We start from the raw sequence: 24,882 nt of genomic DNA on the forward strand, positions 1-24,882 counted from the left end.
GGTCACACGGGTTTACACGCGTCCCAGCCAGCCCATAGAGTGTGCACATCGAGAAAGGGGTACGTGGGATGCCCGAGGTGCCAGATGTCCGGTTCCTTACGGTGGCTGAGGTCGCCGAGTTGATGCGTGTGTCGAAGATGACGGTTTATCGGATGGTGCACGCTGGGGAGCTGCCTGCCATCCGCTTCGGTCGGAGTTTCCGCGTGCCGGAGTCGGCGGTCGCCGACGCGCTGCAGCGTCCGATCTCCGACGTCGGCTGAGCGCCGCGCAGCGGTCCACCTGCCCCGGTGACGGAGCAGGTCGTTCGATTTGCTAGACTGCTCCGAGGCATTTTTTTCCATGCCCGTACCCGGGTGTCCGCGACCATGCGACGCCCAGCCCCTGACGTAGTGAGGTTTCCGTGGGTTCTGTCATCAAGAAGCGCCGCAAGCGCATGGCGAAGAAGAAGCACCGCAAGCTGCTTCGCAAGACTCGCCACCAGCGCCGCAACAAGAAGTAAGCGGCCAGACACTGAGCGCCTGTCTCCGGACGGGCGCTTTGTGTCTCTGCCTCCGGTTCCGCCTGACGTCGAGGAGTAGTCATGAAGTCGATCACCGTCACCGAGCTCGCCGAGCGACAGAGCACGCCGCTCATCGATGTGCGCGAGGCGCACGAGTTCGCCGCAGGGCATGTGCCCGGCGCCGTCAACATCCCGATGTCCGAGATCGGCAACCGCCTGGACGAGCTCCCGGCCGAGTCGTTCGACGTCATCTGCCAGGCCGGTGGCCGCTCCGCGCGCGTCGTCGAGGCGCTTGAAGCCCGCGGGTACGACGCGACCAACGTCGAGGGCGGTACGGGGGAGTGGATCGCACAGGGGCGCGAGGTCGAGGTGCCGTCGGCGTGACCACGCTCACGCTCATCGGCAAGCCCGACTGCCATCTCTGCGACGTCGCGTCCGAGATCGTCGACGCGGTGGTCGCCGAGCTCCCGGATGCCGCGGCGGAGCGCATCGAGATCGTCGAGGCGTCGATCACCGACGATCCCGCGCTGTACGAGCTGTGGTGGGAGAAGATCCCGGTGGTCCTCATCGACGGTGAGCTGCACGCGCACTGGCGGGTGTCGGCCGACCGTCTGCGCGAGGCCCTCGAAGCGGCCCTCGTCCGAGACGCCGAGATCCCTGCGAAGGAGACCCGATGACGGTCCGCCACGTCGTGAGCTGGAAGCTCGCCGCCGAAGACCCCGAGGTGCGCGCGGAGCAGTCCGCTGAGGTCGCGCGTCGTCTCCTCGCTCTCGAGGGGGTCGTGCCGCAGCTGCGGTCGATCTCGGCCGGTGCGAACGTCGCGTATCCGGATGCGAACTGGGACGTCACCCTGGTCGCGGACTTCGACTCGATCGCCGCGCTCGAGGAATATCAGGTGCACCCGGCGCACGAGGAGGTCGTCGCCTACGTCCGTTCCGTGGTGGCCGGACGCGTCGCCGTCGACTTCGAGATCTGACGCCCGCGGCATCCGCGCCGTTTGCAACACAAACGTGATGCGCAGAGAGCCCTCGCGGTTCCGTCGGGCGGTGTCGCCCGTGTTTAGATGTTCTCCTACCCGTCCGTGGGCATTCGGCCCTCGTCCCCTCAGGAGCTGACATGCAGCGTCGCAACATCATCGCCGGGATCGCTCTCGCGGCGACCGCCACCCTCGCCCTCGCGGGCTGCGCAGGCGGCGCAGGTGGATCCGGATCCGGCGATTCTGCTGCGGACAACGAGTACGGTCTCGTCGAGGCGGGAACGCTGACGGTCTGCTCCGACATCCCCTACCCGCCGTTCGAGTTCGAGGGCGGCGACAACGGCACCGGGTACACCGGCTTCGACATCGACCTGCTCGACGCGATCGCCAAGAAGCTCGACCTGAAGCTCTCTGTCCAGGACGTCGGCTTCGACGCGCTGCAGTCGGGAACCACCCTCGCGGCCGGAACCTGCGACGTGGGCGCGTCGGCCATGACCATCACCGACGACCGCAAGGCGAACCTCGACTTCTCCGACCCCTACTACGACTCGCTGCAGTCGCTGCTCGTGCGCACCGACTCGGGCATCGAGTCGATCGACGACCTGAGCGGCAAGAACGTCGGCGTCCAGCAGGGCACCACGGGCGAGGCCTACGCCAACGCGAACGCCACCGGCGCCCAGATCGTGCAGTACCCCTCCGACGGCGAGCTGTGGCCCGCGATGCAGGCCGGGCAGATCGACGCCATCCTGCAGGACCAGCCGGTAAACCTCGAGCACGAGAAGGCCGACAGCGCCTACGAGATCGTCGAGGAGTACAACACCGACGAGTCCTACGGCTTCGCCTTCGCGAAGGGCGAGAAGGCCGAGCTGCTCGACGCCGTCAACGGCGCTCTGAAGGAGCTCCGCGACAGCGGTGACTACCAGACGATCTACGACACCTACTTCACCGCGAACTGACCCGGCGGTAGGCAAGGGATCGGGAGGACCTTGACAATGGCGTTGAGGCGCACCACGAAGAGCAAGATCTATCGGTACACCGTCTACGTCGTCCTGATCGCCATCGCGGTCTGGGCTGCGATCAGCACGGACTGGGCGCGGATCAGTCAGCTCTTCTTCAACCCGGCGGTCGCGGTGAAGATGCTTCCGGGCATCTTCACCACGGCGCTCGTGAACACCCTCTGGTTCACCGCGGTGGCCTTCATCGGAGGCCTGCTGCTGGGAGTGCTGTTGGCGCTCATGAAGCTGTCGGAGATCGGACCGTTCCGGTGGATCGCGACCGCGTGGATCGAACTCTTCCGAGGTCTGCCCGCGATCCTCACCATCTTCGCGATCGCCTTCATCCTGCCGATCGCCCTCGGTGTGCCCGGCAACCGGCTCGGCGGACCGGTCGTCCTCGGACTGATCGGTCTGATCCTGGTGGCATCGGCCTACATGGCCGAGACGATCCGCGCCGGCATCCAGGCCGTGCCGAAGGGGCAGACGGAGGCGGCCCGTTCGCTGGGCATGTCGCCGATGAAGACCACCTTCTGGATCGTGGTTCCGCAGGGATTCCGCATCATCATCCCGCCGCTCACGAACGAGTTCGTGCTGCTGCTCAAGGACACCTCGCTGCTCTTCGTCGCGGGTACTTTCATCTGGTCGAAGGAGCTCACGAACTTCGCCAGGGATGCCGCGACCCAGAACGCGAACGGAACCCCGCTGATCATGGCGGCGATCCTCTACCTGATCGTGACCATCCCGCTCACGCGCTTCAGCGCGTGGCTGGAGCGTCGGATGGGACGGGCCCGATGACCACCGATCTGATCGACGTCCACGCCCCGGCGATCGACGTGCAGGGACTCGTCAAGACGTTCGGCGACAACGAGGTGCTCAAGGGCATCGACCTCACTGTCACGGCCGGTGAGGTCGTCTGCGTGATCGGGCCGTCGGGCTCGGGCAAGTCGACGCTGCTGCGCTCGGTGAACCTGCTCGAGGAGCCGACCGACGGCAAGGTGCTCATCGAGGGCATCGACATCACCGACCCCGACGTCGACATCGACCGGGTGCGCACCCGCATCGGCATGGTGTTCCAGAGCTTCAACCTGTTCCCGCACCTCAGCGTGCTCGACAACCTGACGATCGCGCAGCGGCGTGTGAAGAAGCGCAACAAGGCGGATTCGGAGCGGATCGCGCACGAGATGCTCGGCCGGGTCGGGCTGGCCGAGAAGGCGAAGGCCTTCCCCGGGCACCTGTCCGGCGGACAGCAGCAGCGTGTGGCGATCGCCCGGGCGCTGTGCATGAACCCCGACATGATGCTGTTCGACGAGCCGACGTCGGCGCTCGACCCCGAGCTGGTCGGCGAAGTGCTGCAGGTCATGCGCTCGCTCGCCGATGAGGGCATGACGATGCTCGTCGTGACCCATGAGATGGGCTTCGCCCGCGAGGTGGGTTCGCGCCTGATCTTCATGGACGGCGGTCATATCGTCGAAGAGGGCGACCCTCGCGAGGTGCTGGCCAACCCGCAGCATCCGCGCACGCAGGACTTCCTCTCCCGCGTGCTCTGAGTTCGGTCGCCCGCGACATCGCCGACGCCCCGGCGCAGTGACGACGCCCCTGCCTGTTGACGTCAGCAGGCAGGGGCGTCGGCGCTCAGACGGGGCGTCGGGTCGATGACAGGATCAGCTCGGAGAGCATTTCACTCAGCCCCGAGGGTGCACCGCCACAGGCTCGGGTGCGACGGCGATGCGCACGCGGTCGCCGAAGGCGGGATGGATGCCGGGGGCGTGCTGCAGTCGCACGAGCTCGCCCGACTCCGTGCGCACCAGCGTGCGGCGCATGCTCCCGAGGAACGTGCTCTCCTGCACGAGGGCGTCGGTCGCGGCATCCGCCTCCGACGCGAAGTGCACGTTCTCGGGTCGCAGGTAGACGTCGACCGGGCCGTCGGCCGGTGACTGCAGCGGCAGTCGCTGACCCCACACGACCACATGGTCGCCCTCGGCGACGCCCGAGACGACGCTGGACAGACCGACGAATGCGGCGACGCCGGCGGTGGACGGGGTCGTGTACAGCTCCTCCGGCGTGCCGATCTGCTCGATGCGGCCGGAGTCCATCACGGCGATGCGGTCGGAGACGGCGAGGGCTTCCTCCTGGTCGTGCGTCACGAACACCGTGGTGATGCCGAGGCGCAGCTGGATGCGGCGGATCTCGTCGCGCAGCTGCACCCGCACCTTCGCATCGAGCGCCGAGAGCGGCTCGTCGAGAAGCAGCACCTTCGGTTCGGTCACCAGTGCACGGGCGAGGGCCACACGCTGCTGCTGGCCGCCCGAGAGCTGGTGCGGGTATCGATCAGCGAAGTCGCCGAGGCCCACGAGTGCGAGGGCGTCGAGCGCGCGCTTCGCGGCCTCCGCCTTGCCCACGCCGCGGCGACGCAGGCCGAACGCCGTGTTGTCGACCACGCGCAGGTGCGGGAACAGCGAGTACGACTGGAACACCATCCCGATGTCGCGCTTGTTCGTGGGGACCCGCGACACGTCGCCGCCGTCGAGCATCACGGCTCCGCTGTCGAGTCCCTCCAGGCCCGCGAGCACGCGGAGCAGGGTCGTCTTGCCGCATCCCGACGGTCCGAGGAGCGAGACGAACTCGCCCGGGGCGATGTCGAGGTCGACGCCGTGCAGCACCGTGTTGCTGCCGTAGCTCTTCACGATGCTCTGCAGCTGCACGCGCGTTCCCTCACCGGCCTCGGCGAGCAGGATGTTGTCGGCGGTCTGGGGGAGGGTCATGACAGGGCCTTTCGGTTGCCGCGGGCGACGCGGCCGATGAGGAGGAGCAGCACGAAGACGAACACCAGCGCGAGCAGGGTGAAGATCGCCGGCGCATAGGGGTCCTGCTTCTGCACGACGACCATGGCGGTCTGGAACACCTGGCGGTTCAGCAGCGAGGCGATCGTGAACTCGCCGAGCACGACGGCGATGGAGATGAGGGATGCCGCGAGCAGGCCCTGGCGCAGGTTCGGCGCGAGCACCTTCAGCACGACGGTCGGCCAGCTCGCGCCGAGGGAACGCGCGGCCTCGGCGAGCGTGCGAAGGTCGGCGGCGTCGATCGACGCCTGGATAGACCGGTATGCGAAGGGCAGCACGGTGATGCCGTACGCGAACGCCAGGGTCCACGTGCCGGTGCCGACCGTGCGGCCGATCTGCAGGTAGATCGGCGCGAGCCCGACCACGAGCACGATCGCGGGGACGGAGATCGGCAGCAGCACGGCGAACTCGAACCCGGGCCTCAGGCGACCGAAGCGCAGGTTCACGAGGATCATGGTCGGCGCGAGCAGCAGGAGCACGATCGCCACGGTCACGACCGCGAGCACCAGCGAGTTGCCGAGCCCCATCCAGATCGGACGGATCGTCGCCGACTTCGCGGGGTCGAACAGCGCGGCCCACCGCTCGAGACCGAGAGATCCGTCGGTCTGACGAAGCGTGTACAGGAAGGTCGAGATGAGCGGGATCGCGAAGAACGCTCCGACGAGGATGCCGACGACCCAGCGCGTGATGGGGGAAGGGGCGAGACGGTTCATGACTGCCACCTCGCGGCTCGGCGCTGGATGAGGGAGTAGAGGGCCATGACGACTCCGACGACGACGATCATGCCGAGCGCGAGGGCACCGGCGAGGTTCTCACGACCCAGCACGGTCTCGCTCGTGAGGGCGGTGCGGATCTGCAGGGGCACGATCTGCGAGCCCTGGCTCGCGAGCGCAGCGGCGGTGGCGTACGACGAGAACGCGTTCGCGAACAGCAGCAGAAGACTGGCGAGGAACGAGGGAGCGAGCACGGGGATGCCGATGCGCAGCCAGAAGCTCGATCGAGTGCCGCCGAGGGTGAGGTTCGCTTCGGCCCACTGCGGCTTCAGCGCCGCGAGCGCCGGCATGAATGTGATGACCATGAGCGGGATCTGGAAGTAGATGTACGGCAGGATGAGGCCGGGCAGCTCGTAGAGCCACGTGCCGTTCTCGTAGATGTTGATCCCGAATGCGTCCTGCAGGAAGAGCTTCAGCACGCCCTGGATGCCGATCGTCGCGATGAATGCGAACGCGAGCATGACGCCGCCGAACTGCGCGAGCACCCCGGCTGCGGCATCCACCGTCGAGCGCACGACGCCCTCCGGGTTCATGCCGAGCAGGGCGTAGCAGACCAGGGCGCCGACGACGGCGCCGACGACGGCGGTCAGGAGGGACAGCCAGGCGGAGTTCGCGAAGGTCGTGAGGACGACGGGATCGGCGAGGGCCGAGACGTTCGTCCAGGTGAAGTCGCCGTCTTTCGTGAAGAAGCCGGAGCCGATCGCGAGCACGGTCGGCACGGCCAGGAACAGCAGCACGTACGCGGCGAACGGGAGGAGTCCCAGCCAGGCCGCGGACGGCGCCGAGCGCGGGGCCCGCGACGGTGTCGCAGACCCCGCGCTGAGCGGGGCGGAGGGAGCGGGGGCGGATGCCGAAGCATCCGCCCCCGCTGCGATGGCAGTGGTCACTGGACCGCCGCTGCCCACTTCTCACCGAGAAGGGTGCCGGCGTTCGTCGACTGCTCCTCGGTCGGGACGACGGTCTCAGCCGGCACCTCGGGAAGCGCCGCGGCGAGGTCGGCGTCGATCGTGCCTGCCTCGGTCATGGCGTCCATCCGAGCCGGACGGGCGCCGCCGCCGAGCCACAGGTTCTGCACCTCGTCGCTGTACAGGAACTCCTGCCACAGGCGGGCGGCGGCCGGGTGCGGTGCGTCGACGTTCACGGCCTGGTTGTAGTAGCCGGCGTAGCCGGTGCCGTCGAACACGACGACCTTCCAGTCCTTGTTGTCGGCGACGTGCGTCGCGTTCAGGTAGTCCCAGTCGAAGACGACGGGGGTCTCGCCGCTCGCGATCGTCGCGGTGGTCACGTCGACCTTGAGCAGGTTGCCGGCCTTCTGCAGCTCGGAGAAGAAGTCGATGCCCGGCTGGTAGTCGTCGAGCGTGCCGTCGGACTGCACGGTCGCGAGGCCGACGGCCGCGAAGGCCGCACCCGCCTGGGTCGGGTCGCCGTTGATCGCGACGGCGCCCTTGTAGTCGGCGCCCAGCAGGTCGTCGAGCGAGTCGGGGGCGGGGAACTTCGAGGAGTCGTAGCCGATCGACATGTACCCGCCGTAATCGCCGACGAACAGGCCGGTGGGCTCCTTGAGCGCGTCGGGGATGTCGTCCCACGTCTGCACCTTGTAGGGGGCGAAGTGGTCGGTGTTCTGCAGGGCGACCGTCAGGCCGAGGTCGAACACGTCGGGCGCGGTGTCGAGACCCTTGTTGGTCTCGGCGGCCTGGATCTCCTCGGCGCTGGAGACGTCGGGCGAGGCCTCGTTGACCGTGATCTCGGGGTACTTCTCCATGAACAGGTCGATGATCTCGCCGTAGTTCGCCCAGTCGCGGGGCAGGGCGATGACGTTGAGCTGGCCCTCGGCCTTGGCGGCCTCCTCGAGGTCGGCGAAAGTGCCGAAGTCCTCGACGGAGGTGGCGGTGGCGGCGTCGACAGAGCCGTCGGCCGAGCCGGAGCCGGCTGCGTCGGCCGCGCCGGAGCACGCGGTCAGGGCGAGGGCGGCCGTGGTGACCAGGGCGAGGCCGGCGCCGATGCGGGCGCGGCGGGTGATGCGAGACATGGGTGTCCTCTCGGTGTCCGGCGCTGTGTGCCGGTATTCGGGTTGCGAGAGGAAACTACGGCTCGCACGTTGCCGATCGTGCGGGGTCGGGTGAACGGCCGGTGTCTAGATCGTGGCCGATCCGGTGCGGGGTGGCGTGCCGCCAGGACAGCTGTGCGCAGCGATGCAGGATGCCGGTCCGCGGCCACTCGGTGCGGGTGGCTGCGCTGTCGCGCCCGCGCGGTCTGACATCCTGGAGGGATGGACATCGGCAGTGTGCTCGGGCTGGAGCAGCTCACCTGGGGCACGCTGATCCTCATCGTCGTCGCGGCCTTCGCAGCCGGCTGGATCGACGCCGTCGTGGGCGGTGGCGGACTGCTGCAGCTTCCCGCCCTGCTGCTGATCCCCGGGATCTCGCCGATCCAAGCCCTTGCGACGAACAAGCTCGCCTCGGTGTTCGGCACGGCCACGAGCAGCGTGACCTACTATCGCCGGGCGAAGCCCGACATCCGCACCGCGCTGCCCATGGCGGGGATCGCGCTCGCCGGGTCGTTCGGCGGCGCCGCTGTCGCCACCGTGCTGCCCGCCGCGGCATTCAAGCCCATCATCGTCGTCGCGCTGCTCGCGGTCGCGCTGTTCACGGCGTTCCGCCCGCAGATGGGCGCGGCGACGAAGCTCCGGTTCTCGGGCCGCAAGCACCACCTCATGGCGGGTCTGGCCGGGCTCGTGATCGGGTTCTACGACGGTCTCATCGGGCCGGGAACGGGCACGTTCCTCGTCATCTCGCTCGTCGCACTGCTGGGCTACGACTTCCTGCAGGCGAGCGCCAAGGCGAAGATCGTCAACCTCGCGACGAATACGGGGGCGCTGCTGCTGTTCATCCCGCACGGTGCCGTGCTGTGGCTGCTCGGCGGCATCCTCGCGATCGCGAACGTCGCGGGCAGCTATCTCGGATCGCGGATGGCGATCTCGCGCGGGGCGACGTTCATCCGCGTCGTGTTCCTGCTGGTCGTGGTCGCCCTCATCGCGAAGCTCGGCGTCGACGTGTGGAACGAGAACATCGTGCCCGCGATCGCCGCGATCCGCTGACCCGCGCCCGTCCCGCCGCGTTTCGTCTCGATCCGCTCGCTCAACGGACCGCGGGGCGGTGTGATCCCGAAACGAGTTGGCACCTGTTGTCGGAACTCGCGAGGAATTCCGGCAACAGGTGCCAACTGAAGAGGAGGAGGGGGATAGGGGGCGAGGTCAGGCCTCGGCATCCTCCGGCTCGAAGTCGACGCCGGCCTCGGCGCGCTGCTCGGCCGTGATGGGCGCCGGAGCCGCGGTGAGCGGGTCGAAGCCGTTGCCCGATTTCGGGAACGCGATCACCTCGCGGATCGACTCGGTCTTCGACAGGTGCTGCAGCACGCGGTCCATGCCGAGCGCGATCCCGCCGTGCGGCGGGGCGCCGAACTTGAAGGCGTCGAGCAGGAATCCGAACTGCTCCTCGGCCAGCTCGTCGCTGAGGCCCATGACCTCGAACACGCGCTTCTGGATGTCTTCGCGATGGATGCGGATGGACCCGCCGCCGAGCTCCGAGCCGTTGCACACGATGTCGTACGCGTACGCGAGCGCCGACCCCGGGTCGGTGTCGAAGGTGTCCTCGAACTCCGGCTTCGGACCGGTGAACGCGTGATGCACGGCGGTCCAGGCGCCGGCGCCGACCGCCACGTCGCCCGAGGCCACGGCATCGGCCGCCGGCTCGAACATCGGGGCGTCGACGACCCACGTGAACGCGAACTCGTCGGGGTTCAGATAGCCGAGTCGGCGACCGATCTCGACGCGAGCGGCGCCGAGCAGCGCCCGACTCTCCTTCGTGGTGCCGGCGGCGAAGAACACGCAGTCACCGGGCTCGGCACCGACGAAGGCCGCGAGACCGGCCTGCTCGGCCTCGGACAGGTTCTTCGCGGCGGGGCCGCCGAGCGTCCCGTCCTCGTTGAACAGCACATACGCGAGGCCGCGGGCGCCGCGCTGCTTGGCCCAGTCCTGCCACGCGTCGAGCTGCTTGCGGGGCTGGCTCGCGCCACCGGGCATGCGCACGGCGCCGACGTACTCGGCCTGGAAGACCCGGAACGGCGTGTCCTTGAAGTACTCGGTCGCCTCGACGAGCTCGAGGCCGAAGCGCAGGTCGGGCTTGTCGGAGCCGTACTTCGACATCGCCTCGGCGTAGGTCATGCGCGGCAGCGGGGTCTGCACCTCGACGCCGATCGTCTTCCACATGGCGGCGACGAGGCGCTCCATGAGGGCAATCACGTCCTCCTGCTCGACGAAGCTCATCTCGATGTCGAGCTGGGTGAACTCCGGCTGACGGTCGGCACGGAAGTCCTCGTCGCGGTAGCAGCGGGCGATCTGGAAGTACTTCTCCACACCGCCGACCATGAGCAGCTGCTTGAACAGCTGCGGCGACTGCGGCAGGGCGTACCAGCTGCCCGGGTGCAGGCGCGCCGGCACGACGAAGTCGCGGGCGCCCTCCGGCGTCGACCGGGTGAGGGTCGGGGTCTCGACCTCGGTGAAGTCCTCGGCGTGCAGCACGTCGCGGATCGCCTTGTACACGTCGGAACGCAGACGCAGAGCGGATGCCGCGGCGGGGCGACGCAGGTCGAGGTAGCGGTACTTGAGGCGGGCCTCCTCGCCGACGTTCTCGGTCTCGGCGAGCGCCGTCGACACCTGGAAGGGCAGGGGAGCGGACTCGTTGAGCACGACGACGTCGGAGGCGATGACCTCGATCTCGCCGGTCGGCAGGTTCGGGTTCTCGTTGCCGTCGGGGCGGCGGGACACCTCGCCCGTCACCTGGAGCACGAACTCGTTGCGCAGCGGGTGCGCGGTCTCCTCATCGCGGATGACGACCTGGGCGATGCCCGATGCGTCCCGCAGATCGATGAACGCGACTCCTCCGTGATCACGGCGGCGATCCACCCACCCGGTGAGGGTGACGGTCTGGCCGATGTGCTCGGCTCGCAGGGAGCCGGCGGAGTGAGTGCGAAGCACGGAGTATTCCTCCTGATCTGGGAGATGATGAACCCGCCCATTCTACGTGGGCGGGGATAGGCTCCCCGGCCCGTGGCATATCGGTCAGTAGGATCGCCTCGACAGAAAGGCGCACCATGGACTCCAACGGCATCTCCGACCTGTACGCATCGATCTTCTCGGGGACCACCGGCCTCATCGCCCTCGTCTTCTACGTCCTCGTCGTCATCGGCCTCTGGAAGGTGTTCACGAAGGCCGGGTACCCCGGCATCCTCGCGATCATCCCGATCGTCAACGTGGTCTTCCTCGTGAAGATCGCCGGGATGTCCGGATGGCTCGCGCTGCTCTACCTGATCCCCGTCGTCGGGTTCGTCTTCGGCATCATCGTGGCGATCAAGCTCGGTGAGCGCTTCGGCAAGGGCGGACTGTTCTCGTTCTTCCTGCTCTTCGTCTTCCCGTACATCGGCTACCTGATCCTGGGCTTCGGCGAGTCGCGCTACCGCAAGGCCTGATGTGCCGGCCTCGCGACTGCATCTCGTCCGTCACGGAGAGGTGCACAACCCTCGCCGCGTGCTCTACGGACGGCTCCCCGACTACCACTTGAGCCGTGCCGGGCGACGGATGGCGAGTGCGGCGGCGGAGTACGTCGCCGGGCTCGATCGTCCGGTGAGCGGACTGTTCTGCTCGCCGCTCGAGCGCACCCAGGAATCGGCCGAGCCCTTCGCCGGGCGCTTCGACCTCGTGCCCGAGATCGACGTACGGCTCATCGAGCCGACGAACGTGTTCGAGGGCACGCAGATGAAGCGATCCCTGCTGAATCCGCTGAACTGGTGGCACCTGCGGCAGCCGTCGCTGCCGAGCTGGGGAGAGCCGTACGCGTCGATCGCGGAGCGAATGACGGGGCTCATGGCCGAGGCGTGGCACGCGGCCGACGGGGGAGACCTCGTGATGGTGTCGCACCAGGCGCCGATCTGGATCACGCACCTCCGCGTCGCGGGTCTGCCGCTGCGCCACGACCCCCGCACCCGGCGCTGCGCACTGTCGAGCGTCACGTCGTTCGAACTGGTCGGCGACGTATGGCGCGAGGTCGCGTACGCCGAGCCCGCGGCGACCGGTGGCGCGGTCGACGTCGGCGCGGTGTGAGCGAAGGTCGTCGCCGCGTTTCGTCTCGCTCCGCTCGCTCAACGACCAGGGATGGGCTCCGCTCGCTCAACGACCAGGGATGGGCTCCGCACCCCGCCTCCACCCGGCCGACGCATAGGAACCCGCGCGTAAACTGGGAATCGTGCTACTCGCCTCGACGGTTCGTCCGATCCGCAGCGGCCGCCCCTCCCGCATCCGGTCTTCTCGCCGTGCGGTCGGAGTCGCGCTCGCCGCGGTGCTCGCCGTCGGCTTGAGCGCCTGCGCTCCCGACGCGGTCAGCGACTCCTTCCTCAGCGGAGACAACACCGGCTACGTGGCCGCCGACGGCGCGATCGTCGAGATCCCCGTCGCAGAGCGCGGTGAGCCCGTATCCTTCGGCGGCGTCACGGAAGACGGCGAGAAGTTCGATTCGGCCGACATCGCGGGCAAGGTCACTGTCGTGAACTTCTGGTACGCGGGCTGCGCTCCGTGCCGCCTCGAGGCGAAGGACCTCGAGACCGTCTGGCAGGACCAGGGCGGTGACGGCGTCGCATTCGTCGGCATCAACACCCGCGACCAGCCCGACACCGCCAAGGCGTTCTCGACGGAATTCGGCGTGACGTACCCGAGCCTCATCGACGTCGACACCGCCGAGGCCAAGCTCGCCTTCGCCGAGGCCGTGCCGATCCAGGCGACCCCGACGACTCTCGTGCTCGACAAGCAGGGCCGTGTCGCCGCGAAGATCATCGGCCCGATCGACGGCACCTCCGTCCTCTCGACGCTCGTCAAGGACGCGCTGGCGGAGGACTCGTGAGCCCGGCGGGTGCGCCGTGAGCCCCGAAGTCATCATCAACTCGGGCGCACTCTGGTTGGCGATCCCCGTGGCGATGCTCGCGGGACTCATCTCGTTCCTGTCGCCGTGCGTGCTCCCGCTCGTGCCCGGCTACCTCGGTTTCCTCGGGGGTGCGGTGTCACCACGGCCCGTGAACGGCTCGGCACCGTCGATCCCCGGTCGAGGCCGCCTCGTCCTGGGCGTACTGCTGTTCATCCTCGGCTTCAGCGTCGTCTTCGTCGCGCTCACCGCGCTCGGCGGGGCGGCGAACGTCTTCCTGATCCGCTGGGGCGACCTCGTCACCCGCATCCTGGGTGCCGTCGTGATCCTCATGGGTCTCGTGTTCCTCGGTCTGTTCGGATTCGCGCAGCGCGAGCTGCGCTTCCACGTCGACTCGAAATACGGCGTGATCGGCGCACCGCTGCTCGGCATCGCGCTGGGCATCGGATGGGCGCCATGCCTCGGCCCCACGCTGACGGCGATCTTCGCCCTCTCCTTCAACGCCGGAGACCCGGTGCGCGCCGGGTTCCTCGGTCTCGCGTACTCGCTGGGCCTCGGCATCCCCTTCCTGCTCGTCGCCCTGGGCTTCGGGTGGGCGACGAAGACCATCGGCTTCCTGCGCCGTCACATCCGTGTCGTGAACATCATCGGCGGCGTGCTGCTGATCCTCCTCGGCCTGCTGATGGTGACCGGGCTGTGGACCGACATCATGTCGCGACTCCAGGCGGTGATGAGCAGTGTCCTCCTCCCGCTCTGACCAGAACACGTCTGACCAGAAGACGACGGACCGGAAGGATTCCGTGAGCACCAAGGCCAGCCGATCCAGCGATCCGCTCCGCCCCTCCGACCACATCGACGGCGACGAGTCGATCACCCAGCCGCGGCTCGGATTCGTGGGGTGGTTGCGCTGGGGCTGGCGTCAGCTGACGTCGATGCGCACGGCGCTCATCCTGCTGCTCGTGCTGGCGATCGCCGCGATCCCGGGATCGATCTTCCCGCAGCGCATGGCCGACCCGAACGGCGTCACGCAGTGGCAGCGCGACAACCCCGATCTCTTCCCCGTCCTCGATGGGCTGAAGATGTTCGACGTGTACCTCTCGCCGTGGTTCTCGGCGATCTATCTGCTGCTGTTCACCTCGCTCGTCGGCTGCGTGATCCCGCGCATCAAGCACCACGCCAAGGCGCTGCGCGCCCGACCGCCTCGCACCCCGGCGCGTCTGAAGCGGCTCGCCGACTTCCGCGCTGTCGAGCGCACATCGACGGATGCCGTGGCCGACGCGTCCGCGACCATCGACGTCGCCCAGAAGCAGCTCAAGGCCCTCGGCTATCGCGTCGAGCGCTACGACGACAAGCGGTCGTCGTCGGTGTCGGCGGAGCGCGGCTATTGGCGCGAGACGGGGAACCTGCTGTTCCACCTCGCGCTCGTGGGCGTGCTCATCACGATCGGCGTCGGCGGCGGCTTCGCCTACACGGGTCAGCGCGTGCTCGTCGAGGGGGAGACGTTCGCGAACACGCTGCTCGACTACGACTCGATGAATCGCGGACGCTTCGTGAGCGACGGCGCGCTCGCGCCCTACTCGATGCGGCTCGACTCGTTCGACGTGACCTACCAGCCGTTCGGTGAAGCAGGATCGGGACAGGCCGGCGACTTCTCAGCCAATATGACCGTGCTGGAGAACGGCGACGAGCGCACGGGCGCCGTGAAGGTGAACGAGCCGCTCGCCGTCGCCGACGACAACGTGTTCCTGCTCGGCAACGGCTACGCGCCGACGATCACCGTGCGCAACGCCGAGGGCGACGTCGTCTTCACGAACAGCACGCCGTTCCTGCCGCAGGACAACAACATGACCTCGCTCGGCGTCATCAAGATCCCCGACGGGCTCGCGGAGCAGATCGGTCTCGTCGGATTCTTCTACCCGACCACGGGCGTGCTCGACACCGGGGCGTTCTTCTCCGCCTATCCGGACCTGACCAACCCGACGCTCACGCTCGACGTGTACTCGGGCGACCTCGGCATCGACGACGGCGTGCCCCGCTCGGTATACGTGCTCGACACCGAGGGGATGACGAAGGTCACCGGCCGCGGCACCGATCTCGAATCGATCGAGCTCGCGCCGGGAGAGACCGCAGATCTGCCGAACGGCCTCGGCACCGTCACGTTCGACGACGAGTCGCCCGAGGGCGCGACCGATGCGTCTCAGTCGGTCAAGCGCTTCGCGTCGCTGCAGATCCACCGCGACGCCTCCGGGCCGTGGGTGCTCGGGTTCGCGCTGCTCGCCCTCGGCGGCCTGATGCTGGCGCTCTTCGTGCCACGCCGCCGGGTGTGGGTCAAGGCCACGCCGGTCGACGGGGGAGTCTCGCTGGAATACGCCGGGCTGGCGCGCGGCGAGGATCCGACGCTCGCGAACGCGGTCGACGATCTCGTCGCCGGGCACGCACGACTGCTCGACGCGGCGGGGGTCACGGCGGCTGTTGCGGAGGCGGAAGCGGATCCCGATGCAGACGATGCCGAGGGGTCCGACGACGAGCAGCGCGTTTCGTCTCGCTCCGCTCGCTCAATGACCGGTGGTGTGGACGGCGACGAGTCGACGCCCTCAACCGACGCCCGGCCCGCATCCGACACCCCGAAAGTAGACTGACACCATGCTCGATCTCGAAGTGATCTCTCCTGTCCTGCTGTGGACGGCGATCGCGATCTATGCGGCGGCCTTCGTGGCCTATGCCTTCGACCTCGCGCGACGCTCGCAGCTCTCCGCAGATGCGGCGAGCGTGCGGGAGTTCGAGCTCGTGGGCGCCTCCGCCGCGACGCGGGGCGGAACAGCCCCGAAGGGCGGCGCCGCGGCATCCGGCTCCGACTCCGCTCCGAAGCGGTTCGTCATGGCCCGCATCGGCACCTCGCTCACGGTGCTCGCGTTCGTCTTCCACCTCGCAGCGACCCTCACGCGCGGTTTCGCGGCCGGACGTGTGCCGTGGGCGAACCTCTACGAGTTCGCGATGATGGGCACGCTGCTGATCGTCGCCGTCTTCCTCGTCGTGCTGACCCGCGTCGACCTGCGCTTCCTCGGCACGTTCATGACAGGTCTGGTCGTGATCCTGCTGGGGCTCGCCGCGACGAACTTCTACGTCGAGATCTCGCCCCTCATGGACCCGCTGAAGAGCGTGTGGCTCGTCATCCACGTGTTCGTGGCCTCGCTGGGCACGGCGTTCTTCGCGCTGTCGTTCGCGCTCTCGGTGATCCAGCTGATGCAGTCCCGTCGAGAGCGGCTGATCTCGGAGGGTGCGGAGAAGACCGGCCCCGGATTCCTGCGTACCTTCCCCGGTTCGGAGCGCCTCGAGAGCATGGCGTACCGGTTCACGATCATCGGCTTCATCCTCTGGACCTTCACCCTCATCGCCGGCTCGATCTGGGCGTACTACGCGTGGAGCCGCTTCTGGGGCTTCGACGTCAAGGAGACCTGGACCTTCGTGATCTGGGTGCTCTACGCCGGCTACATCCACGCCCGCGCCACCCGCGGCTGGCGCGGAAACCCCTCGGCATGGCTGTCGATCGTCGGCTTCTCCGCCGTGATCTTCAACTTCACGATCGTGAACGTCTTCTTCAAAGGACTGCACGCCTACTCGGGCCTGAGCTGACCCGGGTTGTCGAGGATCAGCCCCCGAGACGGATGACCTCGGCATACTCGGCTCCGCTGTCATAGGAGACGAGCTCGATCTCGTCGATCGTCTCCGTCGGTCCGTCCGCCAGTTCGAGCACGGATGCCGCCTCGAGGGCGTTCCACTCGTGGGCGGACAGGGTCTTCCCGTAGAGGACCGACAGGTGGAACGTCCAGTCCTCGAGGCTCAGCTCGCCCAGCCGTCGGAAGTCCGTGGCATCCAGCGCGCGGGTCAGGCTCGCATACGCCGAGACGACAGTCGCGGTGCGCGCGAGCCGCAGGATCACAATCTGCCAGGGTGCGGGGAAGACGTCGACCGCCTCGACCGTGACATCGACCGGGGGTTGCGCGGCCGCCCATTCCCGCACGAGCGCGGCGAGCTCCTCCCGTCGCTGCGGTTCGTAGAACCCGCGCAGGGTCACGTGCCCCGTGTGCGGATGACGGACGTCGGCGTGCTGCAAGGCGGCATCCTGCTCCCGCTCGTACAGCTCGGCCACGGGACCGCTCGGACGCAGCACGAGGTACTGCTGCCCGTCGAGCGAGGCGAGCTGATCCGGGGCGTTCATGAACGGTCGGCGCATGCCCCGATCGTACGGACGAGTGAGGCCGGGTGACGTCATGGTGACGCGTGAGCGAGCGACGGCGTGACATATCGATCGACGCCGTCGTCGGGTGAGGCGAGATCAGCCGCGCAGCCCCGGTCAGCGTCGTGCTTCGAGCACCTCGTAGCAGCGACGCAGCCTGTCGAGCCACCAGTCGCGTCGCTCCGGGGTGGCCGCGAGACGTGTCAGCGCGGCGGGGTCGACGACCGCGCGCTCCGCGGGGATGGCGCCGTCTGCGGGGCGACGGTCCGCGACGTCGTCGAGGAACAGGGATGCCGTGCCGAGGCCGCAGTCGTAGTCGAGGGCGGGCAGGGCGGCGGCGAGCGCGGCGCCCTGCGACAGGCCGATCGCCGTGTCCAGGGCACTGGAGACGACGACGGGGAGCCCCGCTGCCGTGACGATCTGCAGTGCGTGGGTGACGCCACCGAGCGGCTGCGCCTTGACGATGAGCAGATCGGCCGCCTTGGCGCGTGCGACCGCCAGCGGGTCGGAGGACTTCCGCACGCTCTCGTCGGCCGCGACCGGAATGCCCATGTACTTCACGCGCGTCCGCAGCTCGGCGAGCTCGGGCACCGTCGCGCAGGGCTGCTCGACGTACTCGAGGTCGAACTCCGCGAGAGCGTGCACGGCGTGCTCGGCCTCGTCAACGTTCCACAGCCCGTTCGCATCGACGCGGATGCGGCCCTCGGGCCCCATGAACTCGCGCGCGGCGCGGACTCGGGCGACGTCGTCGGCAAGCGACTGGCCGGGCTCGGCGACCTTGACCTTGGCGGTCCGGCATCCGGCGAAGCGGGCGAGCACGTCGGGCACGGTCCCCGCGCCGACCGCAGGCACGGTCGCGTTCACACGGATGCTGTCGCGCACTGCCGCGGGCTGGACGTGCCACGCGAAGTCGATCGCCGCTGTGAGCCAGGTGGCCGCCTCCGCGTCGTCGTACTCGACGAAGGGCGAGAACTCCGCCCACCCCTGCGGGCCCTCGAAGAGAAGCGCTTCCCGGGTGTCGACGCCGCGGAAGCGGGTGTGCATCGGAAGGGCGACGACCCGGGCGGAGTCGAGCAGGTCTGCGAGCGGCGGGATCATGTACCCATTCTGGTCTGTCGCGATCCGCGGGGAGCGGAACTCTGCGCGAGCCACCCCTCTCGGTCCGACCCACCCCCCCCTTCGGGAGTGCCCTGAGGGGGTGGCTCGCTCCGAGAGGGGTGGCTCGACGGTGTAATCCCGCCGCCTCCAGCAGATTGCACACACAATAGTGTCGTTGACAATGGTGTGTGTCACACAGTAATGTGATCGACATGAACGAGACGCTCGACACCCACCTGCAGGAGCTGCGGCGCGGCACTGTCGTGCTGGCGTGTCTGCAGCTGCTGCGAACAGCCGGGTACGGCTACCTCCTGCTCGAGCAGCTCGACGCCCGCGGGTTCGCCACCGACGCGAACACGCTCTACCCGCTGCTGCGTCGCCTCGAGAAGCAGGGGTACCTCACGAGCGAGTGGAACACCGACGAAGCTCGACCTCGCAAGTTCTACCGCACCTCCGAAGCCGGCATCAGGCTCGCCGACACCCTCACCGACGAATGGCGCGCGCTCACCGCGGCCATCGCCTCTCTCACCGCAGAGGAGAACTGACATGCCCAGCACCGCCACCCTCACCGAGCGCTACATCAGCGCGACCGTGCGCAGCCTGCGCCCGGAGTCTCAGGACGACGTGCGCGCCGAGCTCGAAGCATCCATCGCCGATGCGATCGAGGCGAGACGCGAGCAGGGCGAGGATCTTCCTGCCGCGGAGCGCGCCGTGCTCACCGATCTCGGCGACCCGGGCATCCTCGCGGCCGGCTACGCCGAGCGTCCGCTGCATCTGATCGGACCGAGGTACTACCTGACCTGGTGGAGACTGCTGAAGGCCCTGCTCTGGATCGTCCCGACGTTCGCGGCGGTGGGGGTGGCGCTCGCCAAGATCCTCGAGTTCGCGACGATCGGCGAGACGATCGGCGCCGTCGTGGTCGCGATCATCATGTCGATCGTGCACGTCGGCTTCTGGACCACGCTCGTCTTCGTGGTGCTGGAACGCACGGCGACCGACACCGGGGCGACGTGGACCGTCGATCAGCTGCCGGAGCTCACCGATCAGGGCGCGGGGCGCAGCGAGGTCATCGGCTCGCTCATCTTCCTGGTGCTCGCGGCCGGGGCGATCCTGTGGGATGCGCTGCGGGGATTCGTCCGCGACGACGGCGTGCCGGTGCCGATCCTCAATCCCTCGCTCTGGCCGGTCGGCATGACGGTGCTTCTGGTTCTTCTGCTTGCCGAGGCGACTCTGGCCATCGTCATCTGGCGGCAGCGTCGGTGGACGGTCGGCGCCGCGATCGTCAACACGATCCTCGCGGTGGCCTTCGTCGTCCCGGCGATGTACCTGCTCGTGTCGGGCGACCTGGTCAATCCTGGGTTCCTGCAGTACCTCGCTGTCGAGCACGCGGCGGAGATGGCACAGGCCGACGCGGGGGCTGCCGCGCAGGGCGGAGTGCTCCGCATCCTCACCGTGATCCTCGGCGTGGTGATCGTCGGCAGCGGTCTGTGGGACATCGTCGACGGCTGGATCAAGACGCTGCGCGCTCGCCGCTCGTGACCGGCGGGCGCGCGGGAATAGGCTGGATGCCGTGACCAGCGCATTCGTCTCCGACCTGTTCGATCCCGATGAGTGGACGCTCGCGCCCGGCGCCGAGGACTACACCGACATCACCGCCCACGTCACGCACGACGGCGGCGTCGCCCGCATCGCTTTCAACCGTCCGGAGGTGCGCAACGCCTTCCGTCCGCACACGGTCGACGAGCTCTATCGGGCGCTGGACATCGCGCGGCAGGACCCGCGCATCGGAGCGGTGCTGCTCACCGGCAACGGGCCGAGCCCGAAGGACGGCGGCTGGGCCTTCTGCTCGGGCGGCGACCAGCGCATCCGCGGACGGGACGGCTACAAGTACTCCGACTCCGCGACCGAGGTGGCCGACCCCGCCCGCGCCGGGCGCCTGCACATCCTCGAGGTGCAGCGTCTGATCCGTTTCATGCCGAAGGTGGTCATCGCGGTCGTCCCGGGATGGGCGGCCGGCGGAGGACACTCGCTGCACGTCGTCTGCGACCTCACGATCGCCTCGGCCGAGCAGGCGCGCTTCAAGCAGACGGATGCCGATGTGGGCAGCTTCGACGCCGGTTACGGATCCGCGTACATGGCCAGGCAGACCGGGCAGAAGTTCGCGCGCGAGGTGTTCTTCCTCGCGGAGGAGTACTCGGCGCAGCGCGCCTACGAGGCCGGCGCGGTCAACCGAGTCGTGCCGCACGCCGACCTCGAGCGCGAGGCGTTGGCGATGGCCCGGACCGTCCTCACCAAGTCGCCGACCGCGATCCGGATGCTGAAGTTCGCGTTCAATGCCGTCGACGACGGTCTGGTCGGGCAGCAGGTCTTCGCCGGCGAGGCCACGCGTCTCGCCTACGGCACCGACGAGGCCGTCGAGGGCCGGGACTCGTTCCTCGAGAAGCGCGACGCCGACTGGTCGTCGTTCCCCTGGCACTACTGAGGTACTAAGAGGGGACGCCCATGGTCGCGCTGATCCCGATGGATGCCGACGATCCGGCGCTGCTCCGGGACGCGCTCGTCCGGGCGATGGACGGCGGACCGGCGCTCGGCTTCGGCATGCTCGCCGACGCGCCGGACTGGGTGCCGGCGGGCACCGCCGTCGTCATCGCGACGTCGGGGTCGAGCGGCATCCCGAAGCGGGTGGCGCTGAGCGCAGAAGCGCTGCGGGCGAGCGCCGAGGCCACCGCCCAGCGCATCGGATCAGGGCGCTGGTTGCTGGCGCTCCCGGGCGGCTACGTCGCCGGACTGCAGGTCGTGGTCCGCTCCATCCTCGCGGGCACGGAGCCGGTCGCGCTCGATGGGCGGTTCTCGCCGGAGGCCTTCGCCGAGGCGACGCTGTCCCTGCTGCGGCCGGCGCCCGGCGACGGCATCCCCGAGCTCTTCACGTCTCTCGTGCCGGCGCAGCTCTCGACCTTGCTCGATGCCGCCGCTGATGGCCCCGTTCTCGCGGCGCTCCGCGCCTACCGCGCGATCCTCGTGGGCGGCCAGGCGCTTCCGGAGCCGCTGCGCGAGCGCGCCGCCGACCTCGGCATCCGGCTCGTGCGCACGTACGGGGCGACCGAGACGAGCGGCGGGTGCGTCTACGACGGCGCTCCGCTCGACGGTGCTCTCGTGCGCGCGGTCGACGGCGAGCTGCGCATCGCCGGACCCATGCTCGCCGACGGGTACATCGGTGACGGCGCTCTGACGGCCAGGAACTTCGTGCGCGACGAGCACGGCATCCGCTGGTATCGCACGGGCGACCTCGGCCTCGTGGAGGACGGCGTGGTGCGGGTGCACGGCCGCGCGGACAACGTCATCGTGTCGGGCGGGATCAACGTCTCCCTCGATCGCGTCGAGCGGATCGTCCGCGGCGTGCCCGGACTCGCCGGCGCGGTGGTCGTCGCGGTCGACGACGAGCGGTGGGGAGAGGCGTCCGTGATCGTGGCGGCCCGCGGTGAGGCGCTGCGCCGCAGTGAGGCCGAGCAGCTCGCGCACGCCAGGGATGCCGTCGCGGAGCAGCTCGGCAAGCATGCGCGTCCGGCGCGGCTCATCCTCGTCGACGAGCTGCAGCTGCTCGCCTCGGGCAAGCCCGACCGGGAAGCGATCCGCCGGGCGGTCGCGGACCTGCACTGACGGCCGCGGCATCTCGTCGGGCGGCGACCCGGCGTCCTGACAGACTGGAGCATGGCCATCTACACGCACGGGCACCATGAGTCCGTCCTCCGTTCGCACAACGTCCGCGACATCGCGAATTCGGCGGCGTACCTCCGACCGCACCTGCACGACGGCATCCGACTGCTCGATGTGGGTGCGGGGCCCGGGAGCATCACCGTCGACTTCGCGACGGTCGTGGCGCACGTGACCGCGACCGAGATCGACGAGGCCGCGCTGTCGCTCTCGCGGGAGCTGGCGGCCGAGCGCGGTCTGACGAACCTCGACTTCTCGATCGAGGACGTGCACGGCCTCAGCTTCGCCGACCACAGCTTCGACGTCGTGCATGCGCACCAGGTGCTGCAGCATGTGGCCGATCCGGTGCAGGCGCTGCGGGAGATGCGTCGGGTCACCGTGCCCGGCGGCATCGTGGCGGCGCGCGACGCCGACTACGCGGGCTTCCTGTCGTTCCCCGTGCTGCCCGAGCTCGACCGCTGGCTCGACCTGTACCGCCGCGCTGCGCGGGCGAACGGCGGAGAGCCGGATGCCGGGCGACGTCTGCTCTCCTGGGCGCGCGCCGCGGGATTCGAGGAGGTCGAGGCGACGGCATCCACCTGGTGCTACGCGACACCGGAGCAGCGCGCATGGTGGGGCGGGATGTGGGCCGACCGCATCCGTGAATCCGCCCTGGCGCGGCAGCTCGTCGACTCCGGCATGGCCACCGCGGACGACCTCGACGACATCAGCGCGGTGTGGAAGCGCTGGGCCGCGGACGGGGACGGCTGGTATCTTGTTCCGCACGGCGAGATCATCGCGCGCGCCTGAGGCGCCCGGCGTATACATCTGCAGGCGGATGCCGGGAACGCGCCGTGCCGCGTAGCGTAGGGGAGTGATCCGCCCGCTCTCGCGCACCGCGCTCGCCCTCGACATCGTGGGCGCGGGGGTGCTCTTCCTTCTGCTCACGCCGCTGTCGCTGGCCTTCTACGGACCGTCGACCGGCAGCCTCGCCGTGCAGGGCGCCGCGGCCGCCGCTGTGATCGGTGCGGGTCTGCTCATGTTCGGCGGTGTGGCGATCGGCCGACTCTCTCCCGCGCTCGCGTTGATCGCGGCCTGGCTCGGAGCGGTGCTGCAGATGCTCGCGGGCTTCGGTCCCCTTCCGATCGATCTGGCGATCCTTCTGGTGCTGTACGCGACCTCGGCGTGGGGGTCTCGCACTGTCCTGTGGTGGGGTTTCGGCTCCGCGCTGTTCGGCGGTCTCGTCGCGGCGGTGTTCCTGGTCGTCGTGAGCGGGGCCTCGTTCGGCACGGGCACCGGCTGGGACCAGCTGACGGCGGGCACGCTGCTGCTGGCTCTCTCGATCCTCGCCCTCGGGTTCGCCTGGGTCTGCGGTCTGCTGTGGCGGGTCGTGCTGCGGGCCCGACGCACCCGCTCCGCGCAGCTGCAGGCCGAGTCGCTCGCCGCGGAGGAACAGGAGCGCGTGCGCATCGCTCGCGACATGCACGACATCGTCGCGCACTCGCTCGCCGTCGTCATCGCGCAGGCGGATGGGGCCCGCTACGCGGCGGCCGTCAAACCGGAGATGGCGACCGAGGCGCTCGGGACGATCGCGCAGACGGCACGCGGAGCACTCAGCGACGTGCGTCTGCTGCTCACCCAGCTGCGGCACCGGCAGGGCGACGGGCCGCAGCCGACGCTCGCCGACCTCGAGACACTGTTCGCGCAGGTGCGCCAGGCGGGCATCGAGCCGCGCATCACGGTCGACCCGACACCCCCCGGTGAGCCGCCGGGAGCGATCCAGCTCGCGGTCTACCGCATCCTGCAGGAGGCCCTGACGAACGCCATCCGCCACGGCGACGGAGCCGTCGACGTGCATCTGGCCTGGCTGCCCGACCGGGTCGAGATCCAGGTCCGCAACGCGGTCGGGTCCGCGTCGTCGCAGCCGAGCGGCGGGCACGGCGTGATCGGTATGCGCGAGCGGGCGCAGCTCGTGGGCGGTACCCTTCAGGCGGAGCGGGAGGGCGCGCAGTTCGTCGTGCGCGCGACGCTCCCGATCGGAGAAGGTGCATGATCAGGGTCGTACTCGTCGATGACCAGGCGCTGTTCCGCGCCGGCATCCGGATGCTCATCGCCTCCCAGCCCGACCTCGACGTGGTCGGAGAGGCGGGTAATGGGCAGGAGGCCGTCGAGCTCGTCCGCTCGGTGCGCCCGGACGTCGTGCTGATGGACATCAGGATGCCGGTCATGGACGGCCTCGCCGCCACCGCCGAGATCCTCACGCAGCCTGATCCGCCGCGCATCGTCATGCTCACGACGTTCGACCTCGACGAGGCCGCCGCGCGCGCGATACGGCAGGGCGCCAGCGGCTTCCTGCTGAAGGATGCCGACCCGGAGTTCCTGCTCGCCGCGATCCGCACGGTGCACTCCGGGTCGAGCGTGATCGCGGCATCCGCCACACGCGAGCTCTTCCAGCACTTCGCCGAGGCGCCCAAGCCCGTCCCTTCGCAGTTCGCGGCCCTGACCGACCGGGAGCAGGAGATCTTCGCGCTGGCCGCACGGGGCCTGTCGAACTCCGAGATCGCGGCGCGCGAATACCTCAGCGAGGCGACCGTGAAGACCCACATCAGCCGCATCCTCACCAAGCTCTCCCTGCGTGATCGCGTGCAGCTCGTCGTGTTCGCGTTCGAGCACGGCCTGGCCTGACCCACCCCTTCCCTCAGCGCGAGCCACCCCCTTCGGCGCGAGCCACCCCCTTCGAGCGTGCCCTTAAGGGGGTGGGTCGCGCGAAAAGGGGTGGCTCGGGTGAGAGTGGATCATCCTCGCG

Annotated in this window: 29 protein-coding genes; 22 read left to right on the forward strand and 7 right to left on the reverse strand. The window is 69.0% G+C overall.

Going from position 1 to position 24,882, the window contains the following annotated elements:
• The first annotated feature begins 68 nt into the window (after nucleotides 1-68).
• The 8 genes from AUC47_RS01120 (at nucleotide 69) to AUC47_RS01155 (ending at nucleotide 4,017) form a co-directional block, all read left to right on the forward strand.
• Nucleotides 69-260: a helix-turn-helix domain-containing protein gene (locus AUC47_RS01120; protein ID WP_096713387.1), complete on the forward strand. Its 192-nt coding sequence runs from the start codon at nucleotides 69-71 to the stop codon at nucleotides 258-260.
• Nucleotides 261-400: 140 nt separating this feature from the next.
• The gene (locus AUC47_RS01125; RefSeq protein WP_003792170.1) at nucleotides 401-499 is read left to right on the forward strand and encodes a 30S ribosomal protein bS22; all 99 of its coding nucleotides are present in this window, start codon (nucleotides 401-403) and stop codon (nucleotides 497-499) included.
• Nucleotides 500-580: 81 nt separating this feature from the next.
• A complete protein-coding gene (locus AUC47_RS01130) occupies nucleotides 581-883 on the forward strand; it encodes a rhodanese-like domain-containing protein (RefSeq protein WP_096713388.1) in 303 nt (100 codons plus the stop codon).
• Complete coding sequence (locus AUC47_RS01135; RefSeq protein WP_096713389.1) at nucleotides 880-1,176, forward strand: glutaredoxin family protein; 297 nt, start codon at nucleotides 880-882, stop codon at nucleotides 1,174-1,176. Before AUC47_RS01130 ends, AUC47_RS01135 begins: the two co-directional genes overlap by 4 nt.
• On the forward strand, nucleotides 1,173-1,475 hold the full coding sequence (locus AUC47_RS01140; RefSeq protein ID WP_096713390.1) for a Dabb family protein: 303 nt from the start codon (nucleotides 1,173-1,175) through the stop codon (nucleotides 1,473-1,475). The genes AUC47_RS01135 and AUC47_RS01140 overlap by 4 nt, the downstream gene beginning before the upstream one ends.
• Nucleotides 1,476-1,615: 140 nt before the next feature.
• Entirely contained in the window at nucleotides 1,616-2,431 is an 816-nt protein-coding gene (locus AUC47_RS01145; RefSeq protein ID WP_096713391.1) for a basic amino acid ABC transporter substrate-binding protein, read from the forward strand.
• Nucleotides 2,432-2,467: 36 nt separating this feature from the next.
• Nucleotides 2,468-3,265 (forward strand): amino acid ABC transporter permease, encoded by a 798-nt coding sequence (locus AUC47_RS01150; RefSeq protein ID WP_096713392.1) that lies wholly within the window; start codon nucleotides 2,468-2,470, stop codon nucleotides 3,263-3,265.
• Entirely contained in the window at nucleotides 3,262-4,017 is a 756-nt protein-coding gene (locus tag AUC47_RS01155) for an amino acid ABC transporter ATP-binding protein (RefSeq protein ID WP_096713393.1), read from the forward strand. The genes AUC47_RS01150 and AUC47_RS01155 overlap by 4 nt, the downstream gene beginning before the upstream one ends.
• Before the next feature lie 135 nt (nucleotides 4,018-4,152).
• On the opposite strand, the gene AUC47_RS01160 is transcribed toward AUC47_RS01155, so the two are convergent.
• Genes AUC47_RS01160 through AUC47_RS01175 form a run of 4 tightly spaced genes read right to left on the reverse strand, consistent with a single transcriptional unit; the run spans nucleotide 4,153 to nucleotide 8,112 of the window.
• The gene (locus AUC47_RS01160) at nucleotides 4,153-5,232 is read right to left on the reverse strand and encodes an ABC transporter ATP-binding protein (RefSeq protein ID WP_096713394.1); all 1,080 of its coding nucleotides are present in this window, start codon (nucleotides 5,230-5,232) and stop codon (nucleotides 4,153-4,155) included.
• Nucleotides 5,229-6,023: an ABC transporter permease gene (locus tag AUC47_RS01165; RefSeq protein ID WP_096713395.1), complete on the reverse strand. Its 795-nt coding sequence runs from the start codon at nucleotides 6,021-6,023 to the stop codon at nucleotides 5,229-5,231. The genes AUC47_RS01160 and AUC47_RS01165 overlap by 4 nt, the downstream gene beginning before the upstream one ends.
• The gene (locus AUC47_RS01170; RefSeq protein ID WP_373557840.1) at nucleotides 6,020-6,970 is read right to left on the reverse strand and encodes an ABC transporter permease; all 951 of its coding nucleotides are present in this window, start codon (nucleotides 6,968-6,970) and stop codon (nucleotides 6,020-6,022) included. Before AUC47_RS01170 ends, AUC47_RS01165 begins: the two co-directional genes overlap by 4 nt.
• On the reverse strand, nucleotides 6,967-8,112 hold the full coding sequence (locus AUC47_RS01175) for an ABC transporter substrate-binding protein (RefSeq protein WP_096713397.1): 1,146 nt from the start codon (nucleotides 8,110-8,112) through the stop codon (nucleotides 6,967-6,969). Before AUC47_RS01175 ends, AUC47_RS01170 begins: the two co-directional genes overlap by 4 nt.
• 240 nt (nucleotides 8,113-8,352) lie before the next feature.
• Between AUC47_RS01175 and AUC47_RS01180 the strand changes: the two genes are divergently transcribed.
• The gene (locus tag AUC47_RS01180; RefSeq protein ID WP_096713398.1) at nucleotides 8,353-9,180 is read left to right on the forward strand and encodes a sulfite exporter TauE/SafE family protein; all 828 of its coding nucleotides are present in this window, start codon (nucleotides 8,353-8,355) and stop codon (nucleotides 9,178-9,180) included.
• Between the two features lie 156 nt (nucleotides 9,181-9,336).
• On the opposite strand, the gene aspS is transcribed toward AUC47_RS01180, so the two are convergent.
• Nucleotides 9,337-11,118: an aspartate--tRNA ligase gene (gene aspS, locus AUC47_RS01185; protein WP_096713399.1), complete on the reverse strand. Its 1,782-nt coding sequence runs from the start codon at nucleotides 11,116-11,118 to the stop codon at nucleotides 9,337-9,339.
• A 116-nt stretch (nucleotides 11,119-11,234) separates the two neighbouring features.
• On the opposite strand from aspS, the gene AUC47_RS01190 reads away from it, so the two are divergent.
• The 6 genes from AUC47_RS01190 to ccsB all read left to right on the forward strand — a co-directional run bounded on the left by AUC47_RS01190 (nucleotide 11,235) and on the right by ccsB (nucleotide 16,684).
• Nucleotides 11,235-11,609 carry a DUF5684 domain-containing protein gene (locus AUC47_RS01190; RefSeq protein ID WP_096713400.1) on the forward strand — a complete coding sequence of 125 codons (375 nt, stop codon included), beginning with the start codon at nucleotides 11,235-11,237 and terminating at the stop codon, nucleotides 11,607-11,609.
• Between the two features lies 1 nt (nucleotide 11,610).
• Nucleotides 11,611-12,240, forward strand: a complete 630-nt coding sequence (locus tag AUC47_RS01195; RefSeq protein WP_096713401.1) for a histidine phosphatase family protein — start codon at nucleotides 11,611-11,613, stop codon at nucleotides 12,238-12,240.
• A gap of 142 nt (nucleotides 12,241-12,382) precedes the next feature.
• Nucleotides 12,383-13,033: a TlpA family protein disulfide reductase gene (locus AUC47_RS01200; protein ID WP_096713402.1), complete on the forward strand. Its 651-nt coding sequence runs from the start codon at nucleotides 12,383-12,385 to the stop codon at nucleotides 13,031-13,033.
• A 16-nt stretch (nucleotides 13,034-13,049) separates the two neighbouring features.
• A complete protein-coding gene (locus AUC47_RS01205; protein WP_096713403.1) occupies nucleotides 13,050-13,808 on the forward strand; it encodes a cytochrome c biogenesis CcdA family protein in 759 nt (252 codons plus the stop codon).
• A gap of 43 nt (nucleotides 13,809-13,851) precedes the next feature.
• On the forward strand, nucleotides 13,852-15,690 hold the full coding sequence (resB, locus tag AUC47_RS01210; RefSeq protein WP_256999390.1) for a cytochrome c biogenesis protein ResB: 1,839 nt from the start codon (nucleotides 13,852-13,854) through the stop codon (nucleotides 15,688-15,690).
• A 4-nt stretch (nucleotides 15,691-15,694) separates the two neighbouring features.
• Nucleotides 15,695-16,684 (forward strand): c-type cytochrome biogenesis protein CcsB, encoded by a 990-nt coding sequence (gene ccsB, locus AUC47_RS01215; protein ID WP_096713405.1) that lies wholly within the window; start codon nucleotides 15,695-15,697, stop codon nucleotides 16,682-16,684.
• A 16-nt stretch (nucleotides 16,685-16,700) separates the two neighbouring features.
• Here ccsB and AUC47_RS01220 read toward each other — a convergent pair whose 3' ends face one another.
• Both AUC47_RS01220 and AUC47_RS01225 read right to left on the reverse strand, forming a co-directional pair.
• Entirely contained in the window at nucleotides 16,701-17,285 is a 585-nt protein-coding gene (locus tag AUC47_RS01220; RefSeq protein ID WP_256999391.1) for a 2'-5' RNA ligase family protein, read from the reverse strand.
• A 120-nt stretch (nucleotides 17,286-17,405) separates the two neighbouring features.
• A complete protein-coding gene (locus AUC47_RS01225) occupies nucleotides 17,406-18,386 on the reverse strand; it encodes an o-succinylbenzoate synthase (RefSeq protein WP_096713445.1) in 981 nt (326 codons plus the stop codon).
• Between the two features lie 212 nt (nucleotides 18,387-18,598).
• Between AUC47_RS01225 and AUC47_RS01230 the strand changes: the two genes are divergently transcribed.
• The 7 genes from AUC47_RS01230 to AUC47_RS01260 all read left to right on the forward strand — a co-directional run bounded on the left by AUC47_RS01230 (nucleotide 18,599) and on the right by AUC47_RS01260 (nucleotide 24,761).
• Nucleotides 18,599-18,931 (forward strand): PadR family transcriptional regulator, encoded by a 333-nt coding sequence (locus tag AUC47_RS01230; RefSeq protein WP_096713446.1) that lies wholly within the window; start codon nucleotides 18,599-18,601, stop codon nucleotides 18,929-18,931.
• A 1-nt stretch (nucleotide 18,932) separates the two neighbouring features.
• Nucleotides 18,933-19,925, forward strand: coding sequence for a hypothetical protein (locus tag AUC47_RS01235; RefSeq protein WP_096713406.1), 993 nt, complete (start codon nucleotides 18,933-18,935; stop codon nucleotides 19,923-19,925).
• A gap of 31 nt (nucleotides 19,926-19,956) precedes the next feature.
• Entirely contained in the window at nucleotides 19,957-20,868 is a 912-nt protein-coding gene (locus AUC47_RS01240; protein WP_096713407.1) for a 1,4-dihydroxy-2-naphthoyl-CoA synthase, read from the forward strand.
• Nucleotides 20,869-20,888: 20 nt separating this feature from the next.
• Complete coding sequence (locus AUC47_RS01245; protein ID WP_096713408.1) at nucleotides 20,889-22,043, forward strand: AMP-binding protein; 1,155 nt, start codon at nucleotides 20,889-20,891, stop codon at nucleotides 22,041-22,043.
• Nucleotides 22,044-22,094: 51 nt separating this feature from the next.
• Nucleotides 22,095-22,886, forward strand: a complete 792-nt coding sequence (locus tag AUC47_RS01250; protein ID WP_096713409.1) for a class I SAM-dependent methyltransferase — start codon at nucleotides 22,095-22,097, stop codon at nucleotides 22,884-22,886.
• A 64-nt stretch (nucleotides 22,887-22,950) separates the two neighbouring features.
• On the forward strand, nucleotides 22,951-24,129 hold the full coding sequence (locus AUC47_RS01255; protein ID WP_096713410.1) for a sensor histidine kinase: 1,179 nt from the start codon (nucleotides 22,951-22,953) through the stop codon (nucleotides 24,127-24,129).
• Nucleotides 24,126-24,761, forward strand: a complete 636-nt coding sequence (locus AUC47_RS01260) for a response regulator (protein WP_096713411.1) — start codon at nucleotides 24,126-24,128, stop codon at nucleotides 24,759-24,761. The genes AUC47_RS01255 and AUC47_RS01260 overlap by 4 nt, the downstream gene beginning before the upstream one ends.
• Nucleotides 24,762-24,882 lie beyond the last annotated feature (121 nt).

It is taken from the genome of Microbacterium sp. SZ1 (assembly GCF_002362255.1).
GTDB lineage: Bacteria > Actinomycetota > Actinomycetes > Actinomycetales > Microbacteriaceae > Microbacterium.

Bases quoted from the DNA above. Each gene is read 5' to 3' on its own strand.
- AUC47_RS01120 (WP_096713387.1), top strand. From the start codon at position 69: ATGCCCGAGGTGCCAGATGTCCGGTTCCTTACGGTGGCTGAGGTCGCC.
- AUC47_RS01130 (WP_096713388.1), top strand. From the start codon at position 581: ATGAAGTCGATCACCGTCACCGAGCTCGCCGAGCGACAGAGCACGCCG.
- AUC47_RS01140 (WP_096713390.1), top strand. From the start codon at position 1,173: ATGACGGTCCGCCACGTCGTGAGCTGGAAGCTCGCCGCCGAAGACCCC.
- AUC47_RS01145 (WP_096713391.1), top strand. From the start codon at position 1,616: ATGCAGCGTCGCAACATCATCGCCGGGATCGCTCTCGCGGCGACCGCC.
- AUC47_RS01150 (WP_096713392.1), top strand. From the start codon at position 2,468: ATGGCGTTGAGGCGCACCACGAAGAGCAAGATCTATCGGTACACCGTC.
- AUC47_RS01155 (WP_096713393.1), top strand. From the start codon at position 3,262: ATGACCACCGATCTGATCGACGTCCACGCCCCGGCGATCGACGTGCAG.
- AUC47_RS01160 (WP_096713394.1), bottom strand. From the start codon at position 5,232: ATGACCCTCCCCCAGACCGCCGACAACATCCTGCTCGCCGAGGCCGGT.
- AUC47_RS01165 (WP_096713395.1), bottom strand. From the start codon at position 6,023: ATGAACCGTCTCGCCCCTTCCCCCATCACGCGCTGGGTCGTCGGCATC.
- AUC47_RS01175 (WP_096713397.1), bottom strand. From the start codon at position 8,112: ATGTCTCGCATCACCCGCCGCGCCCGCATCGGCGCCGGCCTCGCCCTG.
- AUC47_RS01180 (WP_096713398.1), top strand. From the start codon at position 8,353: ATGGACATCGGCAGTGTGCTCGGGCTGGAGCAGCTCACCTGGGGCACG.
- AUC47_RS01190 (WP_096713400.1), top strand. From the start codon at position 11,235: ATGGACTCCAACGGCATCTCCGACCTGTACGCATCGATCTTCTCGGGG.
- ccsB (WP_096713405.1), top strand. From the start codon at position 15,695: ATGCTCGATCTCGAAGTGATCTCTCCTGTCCTGCTGTGGACGGCGATC.
- AUC47_RS01220 (WP_256999391.1), bottom strand. From the start codon at position 17,285: ATGCGCCGACCGTTCATGAACGCCCCGGATCAGCTCGCCTCGCTCGAC.
- AUC47_RS01225 (WP_096713445.1), bottom strand. From the start codon at position 18,386: ATGATCCCGCCGCTCGCAGACCTGCTCGACTCCGCCCGGGTCGTCGCC.
- AUC47_RS01230 (WP_096713446.1), top strand. From the start codon at position 18,599: ATGAACGAGACGCTCGACACCCACCTGCAGGAGCTGCGGCGCGGCACT.
- AUC47_RS01235 (WP_096713406.1), top strand. From the start codon at position 18,933: ATGCCCAGCACCGCCACCCTCACCGAGCGCTACATCAGCGCGACCGTG.
- AUC47_RS01245 (WP_096713408.1), top strand. From the start codon at position 20,889: ATGGTCGCGCTGATCCCGATGGATGCCGACGATCCGGCGCTGCTCCGG.
- AUC47_RS01250 (WP_096713409.1), top strand. From the start codon at position 22,095: ATGGCCATCTACACGCACGGGCACCATGAGTCCGTCCTCCGTTCGCAC.
- AUC47_RS01260 (WP_096713411.1), top strand. From the start codon at position 24,126: ATGATCAGGGTCGTACTCGTCGATGACCAGGCGCTGTTCCGCGCCGGC.